Raw genomic sequence first — 19,014 nt, 5'->3', positions numbered from 1 at the left:
GTACGAGTTCTCACGCATTGGGGTGCACCACACGAGCGGACTTGTCGGCGGGGCGATTGATAAACAGGATGTTCAGCCCGGTTTCGTTGAATCCCTTCGCAGCATTCCAGTTGGATGACAGATGAATGTAGCGTTGCGCGAGTAGCGCTTGCTCGTTCAGGTTCAGATCGATACTGCGGGTTTCGCCCAACGCATAAGTCATCAGTTTCTTAGCGATACTCTTGAGTTCTTCTGGTAGCACGTATTTCTGATCTTCTTCATCAATTGTCTGGAACTCGACCCCGTGCCTGGTCGCCAACTCCCGCATGATTCGCAGGTAAATCAGGGACAGGTCATTGCGCACGACTCGTTCGCTGTAGACCGCTGCATAGACATTTTTTGATTTGCGCCGATCACCCTTGACGTTGCTGGCCGTTTCCACCGCCCAGGTTTTGACTTGAAGCGTCAGTCCATAGAAATGCAGTTGGTCCTGAAGCCTGCCGAGCTCTTGCTCAGCCAATCGATAAGCGTTGGTCGAAGACGAAGGGGTATTGAAGTCCACGTCGCGACTACAGCGCGGCTTGCTAAGCAGTACCCGTTCGACAAGATTCGGTAAGTATCCGCCGCCCAGGTCGGAATGGACGCCCGGCAACACAATGTCGGCGTTTCCGGCGCTGTTAAGCGAAAAGTTGTGGCGGCGTTCGTCCCGCGCAACCAGGTGCACGACTTTCTTCGCAATGTCCGGCGCCAGATACAGGTTGACTCCGGGATTGTTGGCGTCATGGACGCTGAAGTCGCCGTCAGCCATGCTGCCTATGGCGGCAGCTGTGTCGAAGATGCCTATAAAGTTGATGCTGACATCAGTGTTTTCCCGCCAAGAAAAGCTTTCAGGGAAGAGTGGCGAGTCCGCCGGCAATAGCTGCGCCAGCGGGTTTTGATCGCCTTTCATCACTTCATTGGCGAAGTGTCTCGCGGCAGCGGCGCCGCGGCTGAAGCCGAAGATATCGAACTCAACTGACTCAACCTTACGGGTCGGGTTTGCCAACTCGAAAAGTCGAATTCCTTTAAAGATGCTAGTTGGGCTTTGTTCAACCTTCGCCAATACACCTTGTGCACCTGTGCCGGTCATTTGCGAGAAAACCGAGTCGTCCTCATTACCACTTGTACCGATGCCATCAAGGTAGACCGGGATGTATCCAATCTTTTCTCCCTCTGTCAGTTGCCGGTTTTGGTCATCGCGATACAACCCATACAACTTCGCCACATTGCTCGCATCATTCCCATAACTGTTATCCGGCACATTGCCCTGTCCGTCATAACCATGCATCTGGCAGAACTGTCGAATGTCCTCGGCTTCCTCCTCAAGATTCACATCCCGCGCATAGCAGCCTTTCACCTGTTCGCTGTTGAACAGATTGTTCCCCGTCCCATCGAAAAACACGCCGATCCGCAAGGTGATGCCAGCAGGTAACTCGTCTTCCAGTTCGACCTCTTCCTCCTCTTCTTCGAGTTCTCCTTCCTCCGCTGCTTGAGTGGAAGCAGTTGCTGGTCCTGCGGCCAAGGCACCCGCCATCGCGGCTTCTGGATGATCAGCGGCTCCGCTGGCGGACGTCTTTCCACTCGCCACCATCTCGGTACTGCTGAAGATCCCGCCGCTGTCGATCACGATGTGGTGACTGCCCGCCTTCAGCGTGATGCTGGCGCCGGCATCCAGCACTACGCTGGCGCCGGCCTTGATCTGCACCTGCTGGCCCGCCTCGACGGTGATGATTTTCCCGGCCGTCGTCTGGCTACTGCCCTGGATGCTTTCCCATCGATCGCGCCCGACCGCCAGCCGGCTGTCATGGAGAACCTGCCGCTCCATGTCGCGCTGGGCGCGCAGGTAAACCAGTTCCTGACCGGCGCGATCTTCAAGCGTCAGTTCGTTGTAGCCACCCGTGTCAGGCGAGCTGCGACTGCGCAGCACGGTTCGGGTCTTGTGCTCGGGAAGCTTGTACGGCGCGGGGGTTATCTTGTTGATCACGCAGCCGGTAATCAGCGGCTTGTCGGGATCACCTTCCTCGAAGGTCACCACCACTTCCATCCCGATTCGGGGGAGGATGACGGCACCGAAACCGTTACCGGCCCAGCTCGACGCCACCCGCACCCAGCAACTGCTGCGCTCACTGTTGAATTCAGCGCGGTCCCAGTGGAATTCGACTTTTACGCGGCCGAACTCATCGCAGTAGATCTCTTCCCCTTTGGGGCCGGTTACTCGAGCGGTCTGGCTGACCAGCGGTGACCGGCGTGCGGGCAGTGGCGGGCGGAACACTACTTCGGCAGGAATCGCGCGGAAGGTGTTGCGATAGCCTTGGGTAAAACCGTCCGCCGATTGAGTTTCGCTGCTGGCCGACTCCTCCAGAACTTGCGGCTGCCGTCCGGTGTGGGTGACACCGAGCAGCAGCCACAGACCGTTGTATTTCTGGCGAGGGTGTTCGGTCAGTTCAAGCAGATGGCCACAGCGCAGGGTCGGTTGGTTGCTTTGACCCTCGACCAATTCATAGTCGGCGCGATGGCGTTCCAGAGACTGACGGGCCAGCTGCTTGCCGCGCTTTTCGTTCTCCAGCAGCAGCGGGTATCGATAGTCCTCAAGTGTCGGCGTGAATTCAGCGCTGAAGCGGCTTTCGAGTAAAAGCGTCGGTCGCCTCAGGTCATAGTCGCGTCGCGTGACCCGGCTTGTCCGAGCGGCGGCGCGCAAGGAAAACCTGCTGACCACCGTATATTCCGGGACCATCCCGCTATCCCGGCGATAGGGTGTGGCGCGCAAAGTCGGGAGGAACACCGCGTCATCGGTGAACACCAGCAAATGGCCTTGCGCGGAGTGCTGGTGATGCCAGGCGATGCCCTCCTCGGCACACAAGCGCTGAATGAACTCGAAATCACTTTCGCCGTATTGGGTGCAGTACTCCCGTGCCGCGAGGGGCTGGACATGAAAGGTGAACGCATCGGCGAGGATGCCATGTCGCTTGAGCGTTTGCGTGATGATCTGCGGGACAGTCTGCTCCTGGTAAATCCGTTGATCGTGACTGAACTGCAAATAGTGGAGGCTCGGCACCAGTGTCAGGCGATAGCGGGTCAGGCGTTTTTCCGACTCACCCGCCAACACATCTTCGATGCGCCCGTGAATGCCTTCGCCGTTGAGGCCGAACTGCAGGAAGGCAGGCTGACTGAGCAAGCCTTCCATATCGAAGTCGGGGTCTTCACTGACCAGTTCGATGTGGAGGGAGTAAAGGGTACTGATGGTCTCGGTGCCTTCGAAGGCCAGCACCTTGAAATCGTTGCGAACGGCAGGAATCAGCAACGCAAAGTGCGCAGAACTGACAGCTCCAGGCATACGCTTGTCCTTAAGCAGAGAGGGGAAGACGGCGTGATGTCGAAACCCTCCCTGGTCAGCGCACGCGAACATTGGCCGGCACGCTAACAAGGTGTTAAACAGATTTATGTAAGAAGGATCGCTTGTTTAAGTCGGAGCTTTCCGGGTTGTAAAACAAGGTAGAAATTGTGGGAAATGGCTGTGAGAAAGTGACGGCGAATGATTGGAATCCTGCGTAATAGTCTTATGCAGGCAAGGATCCAGGACTATTAAACATATAAATGCCATCAAATTGATGGCACTTTTAATGGTGTCTGTTGTCGCCAGTCATTTGTTAATAAATGGCGGTGTATTTTCGGAAGAGTCCTACTTCAAATTTTTTCGGGGTTTGTCATGCTTTCGCCGCTTACTTGTGGAACGAGCGTGCAGATGTTCTCGATGCCGCGTGCCGGCCGCTCTGGACCAATGCTTTCGGAATGGATACGCGAAAAAGTGAAATATAAAAGGACATCAGGGAAACCCCTGTCACATATAGGGCGATCTCCTACACCGCCCAATGAACAGTTCGTCTTGTTGTTTAAACGGATGCTTGCTAGTGGCCATCATAGTGATTACGATGCGCGCACTTGAAAGAGCAAACACTCAATTGGATGAGTCTTCCGACTGCTCTTCGATACTGTCCCGCGCCGCTGCAACTCCAATAGGCGCACGACCGTAATCCTGATAAAGGCCATGGATGTCCTACTCAAGCAAACTTTCCGCCCATTACCTCGAACTCGCTAAAGTCTCTGTTTCCAAAGAGAATTTTGCGGGCGAAGACGTTCGTTTCTCGAGCGAATTCGAGGCCCTGGAAAGCGAGCTGGCCAAAGCCTCGTCGATGCACGAAAGCGGGCAGATCGACTGGCTGAAAATTCGCGAAAACAGTGAAAACCTCCTGCGTACCCAATCCAAGGATTTGCGTGTCGGCGCCTGGCTGACCTGGTCGCTGTACCAGCGTGAATCCTTCCCCGGCCTGCTGGCCGGCCTCGGTTTTCTGCACCATTTGTCGGAAAACCACTGGGCCGAGATTCACCCGCTCAAACCCCGCACCCGGGCCGCCGCCATCGGCTGGCTGGTGCCGCGTCTTGAGCAGGTGATCACCGAAAATATCGCGATCAAGGAACAGCTGCCGATGTTCCGGCAGTTGTCCGAGCATCTGTCCGGTCTCGACGCCGCCTGCACCGAGCATCTTGGCGATGATGCGCCGCTGCTGCTGCCGCTCTCCCGCCGCCTGAAAACCATGATCCAGCGCGCCGCCGACAACCAGCCGGCACCCGGTGTGGTGGGGGCGGCGGTGGCGCAGGTCAAGCAGGCCGCCAGCCAGTTGCTGGCGCCCGGCGCGCCGATCGACAACGAGAAAGAAGCCCACAAGGCCCTGCGCGCCCAGCAGGAAAGCGCCCGCCCGCTGTGCGCCTGGTGGCTCAAGCAGAAAGCCACCGACCTGCGCGCCCTGCGCCTCAACCGCACCTTGCTGTGGATGACGATCGACGCGGTGCCCGAGCGCAACGCCGAGCAGATCACCGTGCTGCGCGGGTTGCCGGTGGACAAGCTCAAGCAGTATCAGGACCGTTTCGATCAGGGCAAATACGCCGACCTGCTGGTGGAACTGGAGGCGAGCCTGGCGAAGGCGCCGTTCTGGTTCGATGGCCAGAGGATGGTCTGGGAATGTCTCCAGAACCTCAACGCCGAGCTGGCCATGCGCGAAGTGGAAATCCACTTCGCGCTTTTGATTCAACGCCTGCCCGGCATCATCGAGCTGCGTTTCCATGACGGCGCGCCGTTCGCCGATCCGTCCACCCGGGCGTGGATCGCCGGCAACGTCATGCCGCACCTGCAAAGCGCCAGCGCGCCGCGCAAGGTTGAGACCGAGAACGCCGAAACCCAGCCGGCCTGGGAAAAGGCCCTCGAAGAAGTCCAGCCGATCCTGCGCAAGGAAGGCCTCAAGCCCGCAGTTCAGATCCTCAAACAGGGGCTGCAATCGGCGCACGGCGGCCGCGAACGCTTCTTCTGGCAGTTCGCCCTCGCGCGGCTGTGTTTCCTGGCCAAGAAATACGAGCTGGCCAAGAACCAGCTCGAAACCCTCGATCAGACATTACAGGACTCAGGTCTGCACGCCTGGGAGCCCGATCTTGCATTGGAAGTGCTGCACCTGCTGCACAGTTGCTGCGAGTTGTTACCGCAGAACCATGCCGTACGTGAACGCAAGGAAGAGATTTATCGCAGGCTGTGCCACCTCGACCTCGAAGTGGTACTCGAATAGGCCCCAGGGCCACAACCGCAAGGAGAAAAGCCATGGCCAAAGAAGGCTCGGTAGCCCCCAAGGAACGCATCAACGTCACCTTCAAACCCGCCACCGGCGGTGCTCAGGAAGAGATTGAACTGCCGCTGAAGCTGCTGGCAATCGGTGACTACACCCACCGCAAGGACGATCGCAAGATCGAGGATCGCAAGCCGATCAGCATCGACAAGATGACCTTCGACGAAGTGCTGGCCAAGCAAGAGCTGGGTCTGACGCTGAGCGTGCCGAACCGTCTGCAGGAAGATGGCGAGGCCGACGAGCTGGCTGTGCAACTGCGCGTCAACTCCATGAAGGACTTCAACCCGGCCAGCCTGGTCGAGCAAGTGCCTGAGCTGAAAAAACTGATGGAACTGCGCGACGCGCTGGTGGCCCTCAAAGGCCCGCTGGGTAACGCACCTGCGTTCCGTAAAGCCATCGAAGGCGTGCTCGCCGACGATGAATCCCGCGGTCGCGTACTCGGTGAGCTGGGCCTGAACGCCGCAGCTCCGGACGCTTGAGACTCCAGCAGCCAAGGAAGCCAACACAATGAGCACTAGCGCAGCACAACAGAACGCCGCAGAAAACGGCGAATACAGCATCCTCGACAGCATCATCGCCGAAACCCGCCTGACGCCGGACGACGAAGCCTACGACATCGCCAAGCGCGGTGTGTCCGCGTTCATCGAAGAGCTGCTCAAGCCGCAGAACAACGGTGAGCCGGTCAAGAAAGCCATGGTTGACCGCATGATCGCCGAGATCGATGCCAAGCTCAGCCGTCAGATGGACGAAATCCTGCACCACCCGGACTTCCAGGCCCTGGAATCGTCGTGGCGTGGCCTGCAACTGCTGGTCGACCGCACCAACTTCCGCGAAAACATCAAGATCGAAATCCTCAACGTCTCCAAAGAAGACCTGCTGGACGATTTCGAAGACTCGCCGGAAGTCATGCAGTCGGGCCTGTACAAGCACATCTACACCGCTGAATACGGCCAGTTCGGTGGTCAGCCGGTTGGCGCGATCATTGCCAACTACTACATGTCCCCAAGCTCGCCGGACGTGAAGCTGATGCAGTACGTGTCCAGCGTAGCCTGCATGTCCCACGCACCGTTCATCGCCGCCGCCGGCCCGAAATTCTTCGGCCTGGAAAGCTTCACCGGTCTGCCGGACCTGAAGGATCTGAAAGATCACTTCGAAGGCCCGCAATTCGCCAAATGGCAGAGCTTCCGTACCTCGGAAGACTCCCGCTACGTTGGTCTGACCGTGCCGCGTTTCCTGCTGCGTAACCCGTACGACCCGGAAGAAAACCCGGTCAAATCGTTCGTGTACAAGGAAAACGTTGCCAACAGCCACGAGCACTACCTGTGGGGCAACACCGCTTACGCGTTCGGCACCAAGCTGACCGACAGCTTCGCCAAATTCCGCTGGTGCCCGAACATCATCGGCCCACAGAGCGGCGGCGCCGTTGAAGACCTGCCTCTGCACCACTTCGAAAGCATGGGCGAAATCGAAACCAAGATTCCTACCGAGGTTCTGGTTTCCGACCGTCGTGAATACGAACTGGCCGAGGAAGGCTTCATCTCCCTGACCATGCGTAAAGGCTCCGACAACGCGGCGTTCTTCTCCGCAAGCTCCGTGCAGAAGCCGAAGTTCTTCGGCATCAGCGCAGAAGGCAAGGCTGCAGAGCTGAACTACAAACTCGGCACCCAACTGCCGTACATGATGATCGTCAACCGCCTGGCTCACTACCTGAAAGTGCTGCAGCGCGAGCAACTCGGTTCGTGGAAAGAGCGTACCGACCTCGAGCTGGAACTGAACAAGTGGATCCGCCAGTACGTGGCCGACCAGGAAAACCCGAGTGCCGAAGTGCGTGGCCGTCGTCCGCTGCGCGCTGCGCAAGTGATCGTCAGCGACGTTGAAGGCGAGCCGGGCTGGTACCGCGTCAGCCTGAACGTGCGTCCGCACTTCAAGTACATGGGTGCCGATTTCACCCTGTCGCTGGTTGGCAAGCTGGACAAAGAGTAAGAGCGACTCATGGACGGATACGGCAGCCTTTTCGAACGCCTCAACGGCGACGCGGAACTACGCAAGGGCAGGAGCCTCGAGGCTTCGGCCATGGCGTCGGTGGCTGCCCATCTGGCCAAAATGCTCAGCACCCGGGCCGGCAGCGTGCAAACGCTGTCCGACTACGGGTTGCCCGATCTCAATGACATGCGCCTGAGCCTGCACGACTCCCTGAGTCAGGCCCGCCTGGCCATCGAAAGCTTCATCGAAGCCTACGAGCCGCGCCTGAGCAACGTGCGTGTCATTTCCCTGCCGCGTGACCACGATCAGCTCCGCCTGGCCTTCAGCATCGAAGGCCTGCTGGAAGTCGAGGGTTTCAAGCGTCAGGTCAGTTTCTCCGCGCGCCTGGATGGCAGCGGTCAAGTGAAGGTCAACTAAGGAGAACCCCGATGTCTGGCAAACCTGCAGCACGCGTATCCGACCCCACCGCTTGCCCGCTCCCCGGCCACGGCACCAACCCGATCGCCGCCGGTTCCGGCGACGTGTTCTTCGACGGCCTCGCGGCCGCCCGCGAAGGCGATGCCTCCGCGTGTGGTGGTGCGTTGGTCGGCGATCTGGCGACCACGGTTCTGATCAACGGCAAACCGGCCGCCACGGTCGGTTCGGTTGGATCTCATGGCAATAAAGTCACGGCTGGATCCGGGACGGTGATTATCGGCAATTCGCATTCGCCGGCGCCGTTTGTGCCGCCGTTGCCGGTGGAGATTCAGTGGCCGTTCAACGAGCACTTCGTAATCAATTGTCAGGACAGCGGGAAACCACTGGCTGGCGTTGCATACACGCTGAAAACCGCTTCAGGAAAAATCATCAACGGTGTTACCGGTGCCGATGGCAAGACCCAGAAAATTTCTTCAGATCAAGCTGAAGCCCTGGAGTTGGTGATTGAGCAGCAAACAGAAGTAATGATTGGCTGAACGCCAGGCTGGTTTCTGGAAATGAACTTTTGATTCTGGTGTGAGTTGAGGATTCTGAAATGGCAGACACAGTAGTGGCATCTAGTTTGACTCCGGCGAGCAATAAAACTGGAAAGTCTACCGTCGTGCGCCATTTCAAAGTGAGCGATATCCCAGCTGCGATGGACAAGATGAAGTGGCCAGTGGCTGCAGCACTAATGCGCCATTGGTTTAAAGGTGAACCCTGGAAAAATGCCAGTGGCGGGATGGAGAAAGAGGAGAAAGAACACACCCGGCCAATGCCTGAACAATATATTGAGGAAGATATAGTCAAGATGGACTGGGTGCTTAAGTTCAAGAAGCCCAGTGATACTCGACAAGAGTTGAAAGGGGCATGGAATAACGAAAAAGCCATGCCTGAAATCAAGACAAATATCTTGCGGGCGTTTGGCAAGTCCGGGCCTGGTTGTTATCCAGTAAAGTTCAATGGCAAGGGGCGTGCAGCCGAGAAGTTTGGCTACTTCAACTCACGCGCCGTTACGTTCAGTCAGATGGGTGGCGGTGAGCTGGACGAGTTGCGTGGGGCATTGGCGAATTTCAACATGCGCGTTATCGCCGAAGGCGTTGTAAACGTCTTTGACAAAAAAATCGTGTTTGTTGCAGACCGCTTGGGCTATTACGTCGAAGACAACTATGACTTTAATGACGGTGACGACTTCATCAGTCAGCCGCTCGGGTACTGGAATTTCGATGGTGTCGCCGGAGTTGTCGAGGCCAACGCGCAGAATATAGCGATTGATCAAGAAACCGCCGGGATTATGCAGTCATCCATTTTTGGGATGAGTGAAACGTCAGAAAAGCGGTTTGTGGAAATGGCTAACAAGCGATTTTTCTTTATTCAAAACAAACATTTTGTGGAATACAGAAAGCTTCACGGTAAAGGTGGGGACTTCAAGCTTTTTTCCGATATTTTTTACGAAAGTATCGCTCCTGTTTCCATTGAGCTGGTGAGAAGTTGATGCGAATCAGAAGGCATGCATGGGTACTCTTTTTCCTGATTGTTGCGATCAGTGTTTTTATTATTTCCTTGAAAAGTATGCTGGAGCGCGAAGCCAGCAGTTCTGTACTTAGTGAGTCAGGGAACTATCTTATTGAAAATGTTTCCGTCAGAGGCCCTCTCGTACCTTTTGATGACCTGGCTTACTTGCGAATTACCGACAAAAGAGATTCGAATGCAGTATTTCGCTCTCCTTTGTATGACCGTAGCTCAGTGGACATGCGCTCTCACGAAGACGCAGGGGTTGTGGGCATTGTCTGGATTGATTTCTACAAGCGTGATCAGCACTTCGGCATTCGCATGCCGGAATGGAAAACGCATTGGCTCAACCGTTTTATCAGCAATACCCCTTATGAAGTCATTGGGAATGATTGAACTCAGCGTTCGTTATAAAGCACTGTTTTTTTTCATGAGTTCCACTACCAGGCAGGTAACCCGTGTCCTTTAACCACTACTACCAAAGCGAACTCACCGCACTGCGCCAACTGGGCCGCCGTTTCGCCGAGCGTAGCCCGGCGCTGGCGCCGTTCCTGGGGCAGGCCGGGCGGGATCCGGATGTGGAGCGGTTGCTGGAAGGCTTTGCGTTTCTGACCGGGCGGCTGCGCCAGAAACTCGATGACGAGCTGCCGGAGCTCAGCCATTCGCTGATGCAATTGCTGTGGCCGAACTACATGCGTCCGCTGCCGGCGTTCAGCATTCTGCAGTTCGACCCGCTCAAGCGTTCCGGGCCGGCGCTGAAGGTCGAGCGTGACACGCCGATCGAGAGCGTGCCGATCGAAGACGTGCGCTGCCGCTTCCGCACCTGCTACCCGACCGAAGTCATGGCCCTGGATCTGGCCGCGCTCAACTACTCGGTGAAGGGTGACGGTTCGCTGCTAAGCCTGCGCCTGGAGATGAGTGCCGACGGCCACCTCGGCGAGCTGGAGCTGAGCAAACTGCGCCTGCACTTTGCCGGCGAGCGCTATATCAGCCAGATGCTCTACCTGAGCCTGCTGCGCAACCTCGACGGTATCGAACTGATCCCGCTTGACGGAGCCGGCAAGCCGATCGATGGCGTGAGCGGCAAGCCGATGGCGTTCAAGATTCCGGGTGACCGGGTCAAACCAGTGGGCTTCGCCGAAGAAGAAGCGCTGATCCCGTATCCGCTGAACACCTTCCGGGGCTATCGCTATCTGCAGGAATATTTCGCCTTCCAGGACAAGTTCCTGTTTGTCGATGTCCACGGTCTGGACATCCTCAAGGCGCTGCCGGAAGACACCCTCAAGCAGATGCGCGGCCTGGAATTGCGCTTCGACATCCGCAAGAGCGGCATCATGCGCATGCGTCCGACCCTGGATAACGTGAAGCTGTTCTGCACGCCGATCGTCAATCTGTTCAAGCACGACGCACTGCCGATCCGCCTCGACGGCAAACAGGACGAATACCTGCTGCTGCCGGCTGAATACGATCTGGAAAACTGCGGCGTGTTCTCGGTGGAAACCGTAACCGGCTGGAAACCCGGCGGCCTCGGTTATCAGGAGTACGTGCCGTTCGAATCCTTCGAGCACGACCCGAGTTTCGACGTGCCCAACAGCCGTCCGCATTACAGCATCCGCCAGCGTTCGTCGCTGTTGCACGACGGCCTCGACACCTACCTGAGCTTCGGCATCCGCCACACCGAAGCCCATGAAACCCTGTCGATCGAGCTGGTCTGCACCAACCAGAACCTGCCGCGCAAACTCAAGCTCGGGCAGATCTGCATGGCCTGCGAAGAGACCCCGGAGTTCCTGAGTTTCCGCAACATCACCCCGGCCACTTCCAGTTTCGCGCCGCCGCTGAACCGTGACTTCCTGTGGAAGCTGATCAGCAACATGTCGCTTAACTATCTGTCGCTGGCCGACGTCAATGCACTGAAGGTGATTCTCGAAACCTACGACCTGCCGCGCTACTACGACCAGCACGCGGAGAAGGTCAGCAAACGCCTGCTCGGCGGCCTCAAGCACATCAAGCATCACCACGTGGACCGCTTGCACCGTGGTCTGCCGGTACGCGGTCTGCGCACCGAACTGACCATCGACCCGGAAGGGTATATCGGCGAAGGCGATCTGTTCGTCTTCGCCTCGGTTCTCAACGAGTTTTTCGCGCTTTACGCCAGTCTCAATTCATTCCATGAGCTGCGGGTAAAAAGCACACAGGGAGAGGTGTACCAATGGACACCACGTATGGGCCTGCAGCCCCTGCTTTAAGCGGGCTGACGAAGGTAATACGCGAGTACTCGCTGTTTCAGGCCGTGCTGCTGGTGATCGACCGGCTGCGCGATGCGCACCCGTACCTGAGCGAAGACGATTTGTACGACCAGCTGGAATTCCAGGCCAACCCGAGCCTCGGATTTCCGCGCAGCGACGTCGATCGCGTGGAGTTTTTCGAAGAGCACGGGCAGATGCGCGCGCGCCTGCGGTTCAACCTGATCGGTCTGGTCGGTTCCGGTTCACCGTTGCCGGCGTTCTATGGCGAGCAGGCCTTGGGCGACAGCGAAGACGGCAACCCGACGCGCAACTTCCTCGACCTGTTCCACCATCGCCTGCAACGGCTGATGCTGCCGATCTGGCGCAAATACCGTTACCGCGCGAGCTTCCAGAGCGGCGCGGTCGACCCGTTCTCGTCACAGCTGTTCGCCCTGATCGGCCTCGGCGGCGACGAGATCCGCAAGGCCAAGGAACTGAACTGGAAACGCCTGCTGCCGTACCTCGGCCTGCTCAGTCTGCGGGCGCACTCGGCGGCGCTGATCGAAGCGGTGCTGCGTTACTACTTCAAGCACGAAGACCTGGTCATCGAGCAGTGCATCGAGCGCCGCGTGGAGATCCTCGAAGAGCAGCGCAACCGCCTCGGCTTCGCCAACAGCCTGCTCGGTGAAGACCTGGTGCTGGGCGAACGCGTGCGCGATCGCAGCGGCAAATTCCGCATTCACATCACCGAACTCGACTGGGAACGCTTCCACGAATTCCTGCCCATCGGTTTCGGTTACCAGCCGCTCTGCGCGCTGGTGCGGTTCACCCTGCGTGACCCGCTCGATTACGACATTCGCCTGGTGCTGCGCCCGGAAGAAATCCGCGAACTGCGCATTGGCGAGAAGAACGACTGTCGCCTGGGGTGGACCAGTTGGCTGGGCTGCGAAAAAGCAGACGGCGTGGTGACCCTGGGCAGCAAAATTCATTAAGGACGTGAGCCATGATCAACGTAGACCTGCAACAACTCATCCAGGCGCTGGACGCCGAAACCCGTCGCGATCTGGAGCGTTCGGCCGAGCGCTGCGTGGCCCGTGGCGGCAGCAAGATTCTGGTCGAAGACTTGCTGCTCGGCCTGCTGGAGCGCCCGAACGGTCTGCTCTCCCGTGCGCTGCAGGATGCCGACGTTGATGCCGGCGAACTGAGCGCAGCCCTGCAATCGCGGGTCGAGCACAGCGCTTCGCGCAACCCGGTGTTCGCCCCGGAACTGGTGCAGTGGCTGCAAGACGCGCTGCTGGTGGCCAACCTTGAGCTGGGCCAGACCTCGGTCGAAGACGCGGCGCTGATCCTCGCGCTGTTGCGCAACCCGATGCGCTACGCCGGCAGCCGCTACCAGCCGTTGCTCGCCAAACTGAACATCGATCGCCTGAAGGAGTTTGCCCTGTCGCAACAGCCTCAGGCAGCAGCCAACGGTAAACCGGCCGCCCAGGGCGAATCGCTGCTGGAGCGCTTCACCCACAACCTGACCCAACAGGCCCGCGACGGCAAACTCGACCCGGTGCTGTGCCGTGATGGCGCGATCCGCCAGATGGTCGACATCCTCGCCCGTCGCCGCAAGAACAACCCGATCGTGGTCGGTGAAGCCGGTGTCGGAAAGACCGCCATCGTCGAAGGCCTGGCCTCGCGCATCGCTGCCGGTGAAGTGCCGCAGGTGCTCAAGGGCGTCGAGCTGCTGTCGCTGGACATGGGCCTGTTGCAGGCTGGCGCCAGCGTCAAAGGTGAATTCGAGCGTCGTCTGAAAGGCGTGATCGACGAGGTCAAAGCCTCGCCGAAGCCGATCATCCTGTTCATCGACGAGGCCCACACTCTGATCGGTGCGGGCGGCAATGCCGGCGGTTCCGACGCGGCCAACCTGCTGAAGCCGGCACTGGCTCGTGGCGAACTGCGCACCATCGCCGCGACCACATGGGCCGAGTACAAGAAATACTTCGAGAAAGACCCGGCGCTGGCCCGTCGCTTCCAACCGGTTCAACTGCACGAACCGACCGTGAGCGAAGCCGTCACCATCCTGCGTGGCCTGGCTCAGGTCTACGAAAAGAGCCACGGCATCTACCTGCGCGATGACGCAGTGGTTTCCGCGGCGGAACTGTCCGCCCGTTACCTGGCCGGTCGGCAACTGCCGGACAAGGCTGTCGATGTGCTCGACACCGCGTGCGCCCGTGTTCGCATCAGTCTCGCCGCCGCCCCGGAAAGCCTGGAGCGCCTGCGTGGCGAACTGGCTGAAGGCGGTCGTCAGCGTCAGGCCCTGCGTCGCGATGCCGAAGCCGGTCTGCTGATCGACCACGAAGCGCTGGAGGCACTGGAAGCGCGTCTGGACGAAGCCGAAGCGGAAAGGGTCGCACTGGAAACCCAGTGGACCGAGCAGAAACAACTGGCCGAGCGTCTGCTGGAACTGCGCCAGCAACTGGCCAAGGCCCGTGAAGCCGCTGCGGTCGAGCCGGTGGTCACCGTTGAAGAAGACGCCGAAGGCACCGTGATCGAAAGCGTTGCTGCTGAGGTTGAAGAAGGCCAGAGCGTAGAAGCGCTGGAAGCGCAACTCAACGAAACCCACAGCGCCCTGACCGCCGCACAGGTCAAGGAGCGTCTGGTCAGCTTCGAAGTCTGCCCGCGTCTGGTGGCCGAAGTGATCAGCGCCTGGACCGGCGTGCCGCTGGCGCAACTGGCCCGCGAACACAACGCCAAAGTCGCAAGCTTCGCCACCGACCTGCGCACCCGCATCCGTGGTCAGGAACAAGCCGTGCACGCACTGGATCGCTCGATGCGCGCCACCGCTGCCGGCCTGAACAAGCCTGATGCACCGGTCGGCGTGTTCCTGCTGGTCGGCCCGAGCGGCGTCGGCAAGACCGAAACCGCCCTGGCGCTCGCCGACCTGCTGTACGGCGGCGACCGTTTCATCACCACCATCAACATGTCCGAGTTCCAGGAGAAGCACACCGTTTCCCGCCTGATCGGTGCACCGCCAGGCTACGTTGGTTACGGCGAGGGCGGCATGCTCACCGAAGCCGTGCGCCAAAAGCCGTACTCGGTGGTGCTGCTCGATGAAGTCGAGAAAGCCGACCCGGACGTGCTCAATCTGTTCTACCAAATCTTCGACAAAGGTGTGGCCAACGACGGCGAAGGTCGCGAGATCGACTTCCGTAATACGTTGATCCTGATGACCTCGAACCTGGGCAGCGACAAGATCAGCGACCTCTGCGAAGACGGCGCGCGTCCGACCGCCGAAGTGCTGGAAGAAACCATTCGCCCGGTGCTCAGCAAACACTTCAAACCGGCGCTGCTGGCGCGGATGAAAGTGGTGCCGTACTACCCGGTCGGCGGCCCGGTGCTGCGCGAGCTGATCGAGATCAAGCTCGGTCGTCTGGGCGAGCGTCTGAACCGTCGCCAGCTGGACTTCACCTGGTGCCAGAACCTCGTCGATCACCTGTCCGAGCGCTGCACCCAAAGCGAAAGCGGTGCACGCCTGATCGACCACTTGCTCGACCAGCACGTGCTGCCGCTGGTGGCCGACCGTTTGCTCGACGCCATGGCCACCGGTGAAAGCCTCAAGCGCGTGCATGCGACGCTCGACGGTGAAGCCAGCGTGACCTGCGAGTTCGCCTGAGGTGAGTGTGATGTTCACTCAAGTGCCGCAGCCACTGCTCTATGCCGAAGCCTTGCTGGCGCAGTTCGCCAGCCTGTCGCGCGCGGCGGACGGTGCTGCGCTGCTGGGTGACTTCGTGCGCGGTCTGGCCGGGCTGAGCGGTTGCGAACTGACGCAGCTGTACTTGCTGGATGCCACGCACACGTCGCTGGGGATGAACGCCGAATGCCTCGACGGCGTGCTGCAACCGCGCAGTGCGGCGAGCCTGCCGGCGGACTACAACGGCGAGCAACTGTTGCAGTTCGCCCTGTGCCAGAACCGCGTGGTGAGCTTCGACGACCTGGGCGGCAGCCTGCACGAAACCAGTTTTCTGCCGGCGTCGTCCACGCCGTGGCAGTCGCTGTTGTGCGTGCCTCTGGTCAATCAGCAGAAGGCCGTCGAAGGCCTGTTGCTGTGCGCCAGCCGTCGCCACATCAACCTGCAAGGGTTTGCCGATTCTCTCGGCCAGCTCGGCTCGTTCGTGCTTGGTCAGTTGCACTTGCTGCAACGCCTGCGCCAGCCAGTGGATGCGGCCGCGCCGGTCGTGCGCAGCCTGCCGAGTGCCAGCGGCTACGGCCTGATCGGCAAGAGCGCGGCAATGCGCCAGACCTACTCGCTGATCAGCAAAGTCCTGCACAGCCCGTACACCGTGCTGTTGCGTGGCGAGACCGGCACCGGCAAGGAAGTGGTCGCGCGGGCGATCCACGATTGCGGCCCGCGTCGGTCGCAAGCGTTCATCGTGCAGAACTGCGCAGCGTTCCCGGAAAACCTGTTGGAAAGCGAGTTGTTCGGCTACCGCAAAGGTGCTTTCACCGGTGCCGATCGCGACCGCGCCGGGCTGTTCGACGCGGCCAACGGCGGCACTCTGTTGCTCGATGAAATCGGCGACATGCCGCTGTCGCTGCAAGCCAAGTTGCTGCGCGTGTTGCAGGAAGGCGAGATCCGTCCGCTGGGTTCCAACGACACCCACAAGATCGACGTGCGCATCATCGCTGCAACGCACCGCGATCTGTCGGTGCTGGTCAGCGAAGGCAAATTCCGCGAGGACCTGTACTACCGCCTCGCGCAATTCCCGATCGAGCTGCCGGCCCTGCGTCAGCGTGAAGGCGACATCCTCGACCTGGCCAAACACTTTGCCGACAAGGCCTGCACTTTCCTGCAACGTGACCCGGTGCGCTGGTCGGACGCGGCGCTTGAACACCTGTCCGGCTACACCTTTCCCGGCAACGTGCGTGAACTCAAAGGCCTGGTCGAGCGGGCGGTGCTGTTGTGCGAGGGCGGCGAGTTGCTGGCCGAGCATTTCTCGCTGCGCCTGGAATCGGCGCCGGTGCCGGAAGACCACTGCGGCCTCAATCTGCGCGAACGACTGGAAGCGGTCGAACGCAATCTGTTGCTCGATTGCCTTCGCAAGAACGACGGCAACCAGACGCTCGCCGCCCGCGAACTGGGCTTGCCGCGCCGCACGCTGCTGTACCGGCTCGGCCGCTTGAACATCAATCTGGGTGATTTCGATGGGTAGGCGAAAGTCCGTCGGATTCACCTCGAACACCTATTTCAGCGCCGCCCGCAAGGGTCGGCGCTTTGTGCTTTGTCTACACCTGGAGACCCTCTGATGTCTGTTCGTCACTGGCACGCTGTCCTGCTGACCCTCGTCGTTCTATGCGGCCTCGGCGGTTGCAGCGGCAATTACAAATTCAACGATAACGATTACCGCCCGTTGGGTGATCCGCAGGCGGTCAATCGCGGCAAGTGACCGCAAGGAGCATCAAACATGGAATTGGTTTTCGAAATGCTGAACACCAAGCAGTTCGTGCCCACCGAGCTGTGCCAGCGGACCTTCAAACAGGCCGGTGGCGTGATCGGGCGGGGCGAGGACTGCGACTGGATCATCCCTGACCGCAAGCGTCACTTGTCCAATCACCACGCGATTGTCAGCTATCGTGAGGGCACGTTTTTCCTGACCGACACCAGCAGCAACGGTGTGCAGGACGGCGACAGCGGCGCACGCCTGCACAAGGGCGAACCGGTGCGCATCGAGCACGGCAGCACCTACGTGCTGGGCGACTTCGAGATTCGCGCACGACTGGTGCGCGACCCGGCGACGTTCGACGGTGAAGTCGGCCTGCCACGCGCCGCCGGCACCATCATTCCGGACGACGCGTTCCTCGACCTCGACCCGCTGAAGTCGCTGGAGCAGCAAGAGCGCGTGTACTCGGAATTCGAGGAAATGCTCGCACCGGTGACCGACCCTGAAGACTCCCGTCAGCGCGCCGACTATGCGCGTATCGACATGGAAAGCCTGATGGTGCCGGAGCTGATCGTCGAGCCCACGCCTGAGCCCGCACCGGCGCCGAAAGCGGTCGAGCGTCAGAGCGAAACCTTCTGGGATAAATTCGGCGCGGCCCTTGGTGTGAACGTGAAGAACCTCAGCCACGACGAGCGTGAAGCTCTTGCGCTTAACGCTGCACGTCTGCTGCGCCAGAGCGTCGGCGGTCTGCAACAGAGCCTGCGCACCCGTTCCGAGCTGAAGAACGAACTGCGTCTGGCCCAGACCACCGTACAAGGCACCAACAAGAATCCGCTGAAATTCGCCGTCGACCCGAGCGAAGCGCTGGACATCCTGTTGCAGCCGCACAAGCCGGGCCACTTGCCGGCCGAGCAGGCGATCTCCCGTGCGTTCCGCGACTTGCAGGCGCATCAGGTGGCGCTGCTGACCGCCAGCCGCGCGGCGGTGCGCGGCACCCTGGAGCACTTCTCGCCGGAGCAACTGACCCTGCGTTTCGAGCGCGACAACAAGCCGTTGCTCGCCACCGCTGGCGGGCGCTGGAGAGCGTTCAACCGTTACCACCATGCGCTGCGTCAGGACGACGACTGGAGCGAGCGCCTGCTGGCTCGCGACTTCGCCCAGGCCTACGAAGAACAGATCCGCCTGATCTCCACCCTCCACACCGACCACCAAGGATGATGCGCATGTCTCGCCGCTCGACCGTTTTTTTCAAGACGCTGACCGCGCTCACCCTGTTGGTGCTGCTCGCCGGTTGTTCGTCGCTGTCGCCGTATTCGAAAGTGACCAAGATCAACCTGAAGCTGACCGGCAGCGATCAACTGAACCCTGACCTCAACGGTCGTCCGTCGCCGATCGTGGTGCGCCTGTTCGAACTCAAGCACCCGGTGACCTTCGAGAACGCCGATTTCTTCAGCCTCTACGAGCGCGCCAAGGAATCCCTCAACCCGGATCTGGTGGCCAGCGAAGAACTCGAACTGCGCCCGGGTGAAACCGTGGAACTGAAACTCAGCGTGGAGGAGGGCAGCCGCTTCATCGGTATCCTCGCCGCGTACCGCGACCTGCCGGAAACCAAATGGCGCCACACGTTCCCGATCACACCGCTGGAAGTCACCGAAGCCGATCTGACCCTGGATCAGGCCGGTATCCGCAAGACCAACGAAGTGCTCGCCAAGGCGGATGACTGAT

General features: G+C 59.8%; 15 protein-coding genes. 14 read left to right on the top strand and 1 reads right to left on the bottom strand.

Going from position 1 to position 19,014, the window contains the following annotated elements; translation table 11 throughout:
* Nucleotides 1–10 precede the first annotated feature (10 nt).
* The gene (gene tssI, locus K3819_RS28735; protein WP_221398350.1) at nt 11–3,352 is read right to left on the bottom strand and encodes a type VI secretion system tip protein TssI/VgrG; all 3,342 of its coding nucleotides are present in this window, start codon (nt 3,350–3,352) and stop codon (nt 11–13) included.
* 715 nt (nt 3,353–4,067) lie between these two features.
* On the opposite strand from tssI, the gene tssA reads away from it, so the two are divergent.
* The 14 genes from tssA (at nt 4,068) to tssJ (ending at nt 19,013) form a co-directional block, all read left to right on the top strand.
* Entirely contained in the window at nt 4,068–5,630 is a 1,563-nt protein-coding gene (gene tssA / locus K3819_RS28730; protein WP_039765132.1) for a type VI secretion system protein TssA, read from the top strand.
* 32 nt (nt 5,631–5,662) lie between these two features.
* Entirely contained in the window at nt 5,663–6,166 is a 504-nt protein-coding gene (tssB, locus tag K3819_RS28725) for a type VI secretion system contractile sheath small subunit (RefSeq protein WP_003229587.1), read from the top strand.
* 28 nt (nt 6,167–6,194) lie between these two features.
* Complete coding sequence (gene tssC / locus K3819_RS28720; RefSeq protein WP_011336600.1) at nt 6,195–7,670, top strand: type VI secretion system contractile sheath large subunit; 1,476 nt, start codon at nt 6,195–6,197, stop codon at nt 7,668–7,670.
* Between the two features lie 9 nt (nt 7,671–7,679).
* Nucleotides 7,680–8,087: a type VI secretion system baseplate subunit TssE gene (gene tssE / locus K3819_RS28715; protein ID WP_039765135.1), complete on the top strand. Its 408-nt coding sequence runs from the start codon at nt 7,680–7,682 to the stop codon at nt 8,085–8,087.
* An 11-nt stretch (nt 8,088–8,098) separates the two neighbouring features.
* A complete protein-coding gene (locus K3819_RS28710) occupies nt 8,099–8,623 on the top strand; it encodes a PAAR domain-containing protein (protein ID WP_085612411.1) in 525 nt (174 codons plus the stop codon).
* Nucleotides 8,624–8,682: 59 nt separating this feature from the next.
* Nucleotides 8,683–9,621, top strand: coding sequence for a DUF6402 family protein (locus K3819_RS28705; protein ID WP_085612410.1), 939 nt, complete (start codon nt 8,683–8,685; stop codon nt 9,619–9,621).
* Entirely contained in the window at nt 9,621–10,034 is a 414-nt protein-coding gene (locus K3819_RS28700; protein WP_221398349.1) for a hypothetical protein, read from the top strand. The genes K3819_RS28705 and K3819_RS28700 overlap by 1 nt, the downstream gene beginning before the upstream one ends.
* Before the next feature lie 62 nt (nt 10,035–10,096).
* Complete coding sequence (gene tssF, locus K3819_RS28695) at nt 10,097–11,884, top strand: type VI secretion system baseplate subunit TssF (RefSeq protein ID WP_011336593.1); 1,788 nt, start codon at nt 10,097–10,099, stop codon at nt 11,882–11,884.
* On the top strand, nt 11,848–12,855 hold the full coding sequence (tssG, locus tag K3819_RS28690; RefSeq protein WP_085612408.1) for a type VI secretion system baseplate subunit TssG: 1,008 nt from the start codon (nt 11,848–11,850) through the stop codon (nt 12,853–12,855). Before tssF ends, tssG begins: the two co-directional genes overlap by 37 nt.
* Before the next feature lie 11 nt (nt 12,856–12,866).
* Nucleotides 12,867–15,524, top strand: coding sequence for a type VI secretion system ATPase TssH (gene tssH / locus K3819_RS28685; protein WP_221398348.1), 2,658 nt, complete (start codon nt 12,867–12,869; stop codon nt 15,522–15,524).
* A gap of 10 nt (nt 15,525–15,534) precedes the next feature.
* Complete coding sequence (locus K3819_RS28680; RefSeq protein ID WP_085747929.1) at nt 15,535–17,061, top strand: sigma-54-dependent Fis family transcriptional regulator; 1,527 nt, start codon at nt 15,535–15,537, stop codon at nt 17,059–17,061.
* Between the two features lie 93 nt (nt 17,062–17,154).
* Nucleotides 17,155–17,295, top strand: coding sequence for a hypothetical protein (locus K3819_RS28675; protein WP_003229566.1), 141 nt, complete (start codon nt 17,155–17,157; stop codon nt 17,293–17,295).
* A gap of 18 nt (nt 17,296–17,313) precedes the next feature.
* Nucleotides 17,314–18,507 (top strand): type VI secretion system-associated FHA domain protein TagH, encoded by a 1,194-nt coding sequence (gene tagH / locus K3819_RS28670; protein WP_221398347.1) that lies wholly within the window; start codon nt 17,314–17,316, stop codon nt 18,505–18,507.
* A 5-nt stretch (nt 18,508–18,512) separates the two neighbouring features.
* Entirely contained in the window at nt 18,513–19,013 is a 501-nt protein-coding gene (gene tssJ, locus K3819_RS28665) for a type VI secretion system lipoprotein TssJ (RefSeq protein WP_221398346.1), read from the top strand.
* The last annotated feature ends 1 nt before the right edge of the window (nt 19,014 follow it).

It is taken from the genome of Pseudomonas sp. 3-2 (assembly GCF_019710535.1).
Classification (GTDB): domain Bacteria; phylum Pseudomonadota; class Gammaproteobacteria; order Pseudomonadales; family Pseudomonadaceae; genus Aquipseudomonas; species Aquipseudomonas pharyngis.
Note: the sequence above shows the minus strand (reverse complement) of the source record. Positions and strands in the feature narration are given on the sequence as shown.

Bases quoted from the DNA above. Each gene is read 5' to 3' on its own strand.
- K3819_RS28700 (WP_221398349.1), top strand. From the start codon at position 9,621: ATGCGAATCAGAAGGCATGCATGGGTACTCTTTTTCCTGATTGTTGCG.
- tssH (WP_221398348.1), top strand. From the start codon at position 12,867: ATGATCAACGTAGACCTGCAACAACTCATCCAGGCGCTGGACGCCGAA.
- K3819_RS28675 (WP_003229566.1), top strand. From the start codon at position 17,155: ATGTCTGTTCGTCACTGGCACGCTGTCCTGCTGACCCTCGTCGTTCTA.
- tssI (WP_221398350.1), bottom strand. From the start codon at position 3,352: ATGCCTGGAGCTGTCAGTTCTGCGCACTTTGCGTTGCTGATTCCTGCC.
- tssC (WP_011336600.1), top strand. From the start codon at position 6,195: ATGAGCACTAGCGCAGCACAACAGAACGCCGCAGAAAACGGCGAATAC.
- tssE (WP_039765135.1), top strand. From the start codon at position 7,680: ATGGACGGATACGGCAGCCTTTTCGAACGCCTCAACGGCGACGCGGAA.
- K3819_RS28680 (WP_085747929.1), top strand. From the start codon at position 15,535: ATGTTCACTCAAGTGCCGCAGCCACTGCTCTATGCCGAAGCCTTGCTG.
- K3819_RS28710 (WP_085612411.1), top strand. From the start codon at position 8,099: ATGTCTGGCAAACCTGCAGCACGCGTATCCGACCCCACCGCTTGCCCG.
- tssG (WP_085612408.1), top strand. From the start codon at position 11,848: ATGGACACCACGTATGGGCCTGCAGCCCCTGCTTTAAGCGGGCTGACG.
- tssB (WP_003229587.1), top strand. From the start codon at position 5,663: ATGGCCAAAGAAGGCTCGGTAGCCCCCAAGGAACGCATCAACGTCACC.
- tagH (WP_221398347.1), top strand. From the start codon at position 17,314: ATGGAATTGGTTTTCGAAATGCTGAACACCAAGCAGTTCGTGCCCACC.
- tssJ (WP_221398346.1), top strand. From the start codon at position 18,513: ATGTCTCGCCGCTCGACCGTTTTTTTCAAGACGCTGACCGCGCTCACC.
- tssA (WP_039765132.1), top strand. From the start codon at position 4,068: ATGTCCTACTCAAGCAAACTTTCCGCCCATTACCTCGAACTCGCTAAA.
- K3819_RS28705 (WP_085612410.1), top strand. From the start codon at position 8,683: ATGGCAGACACAGTAGTGGCATCTAGTTTGACTCCGGCGAGCAATAAA.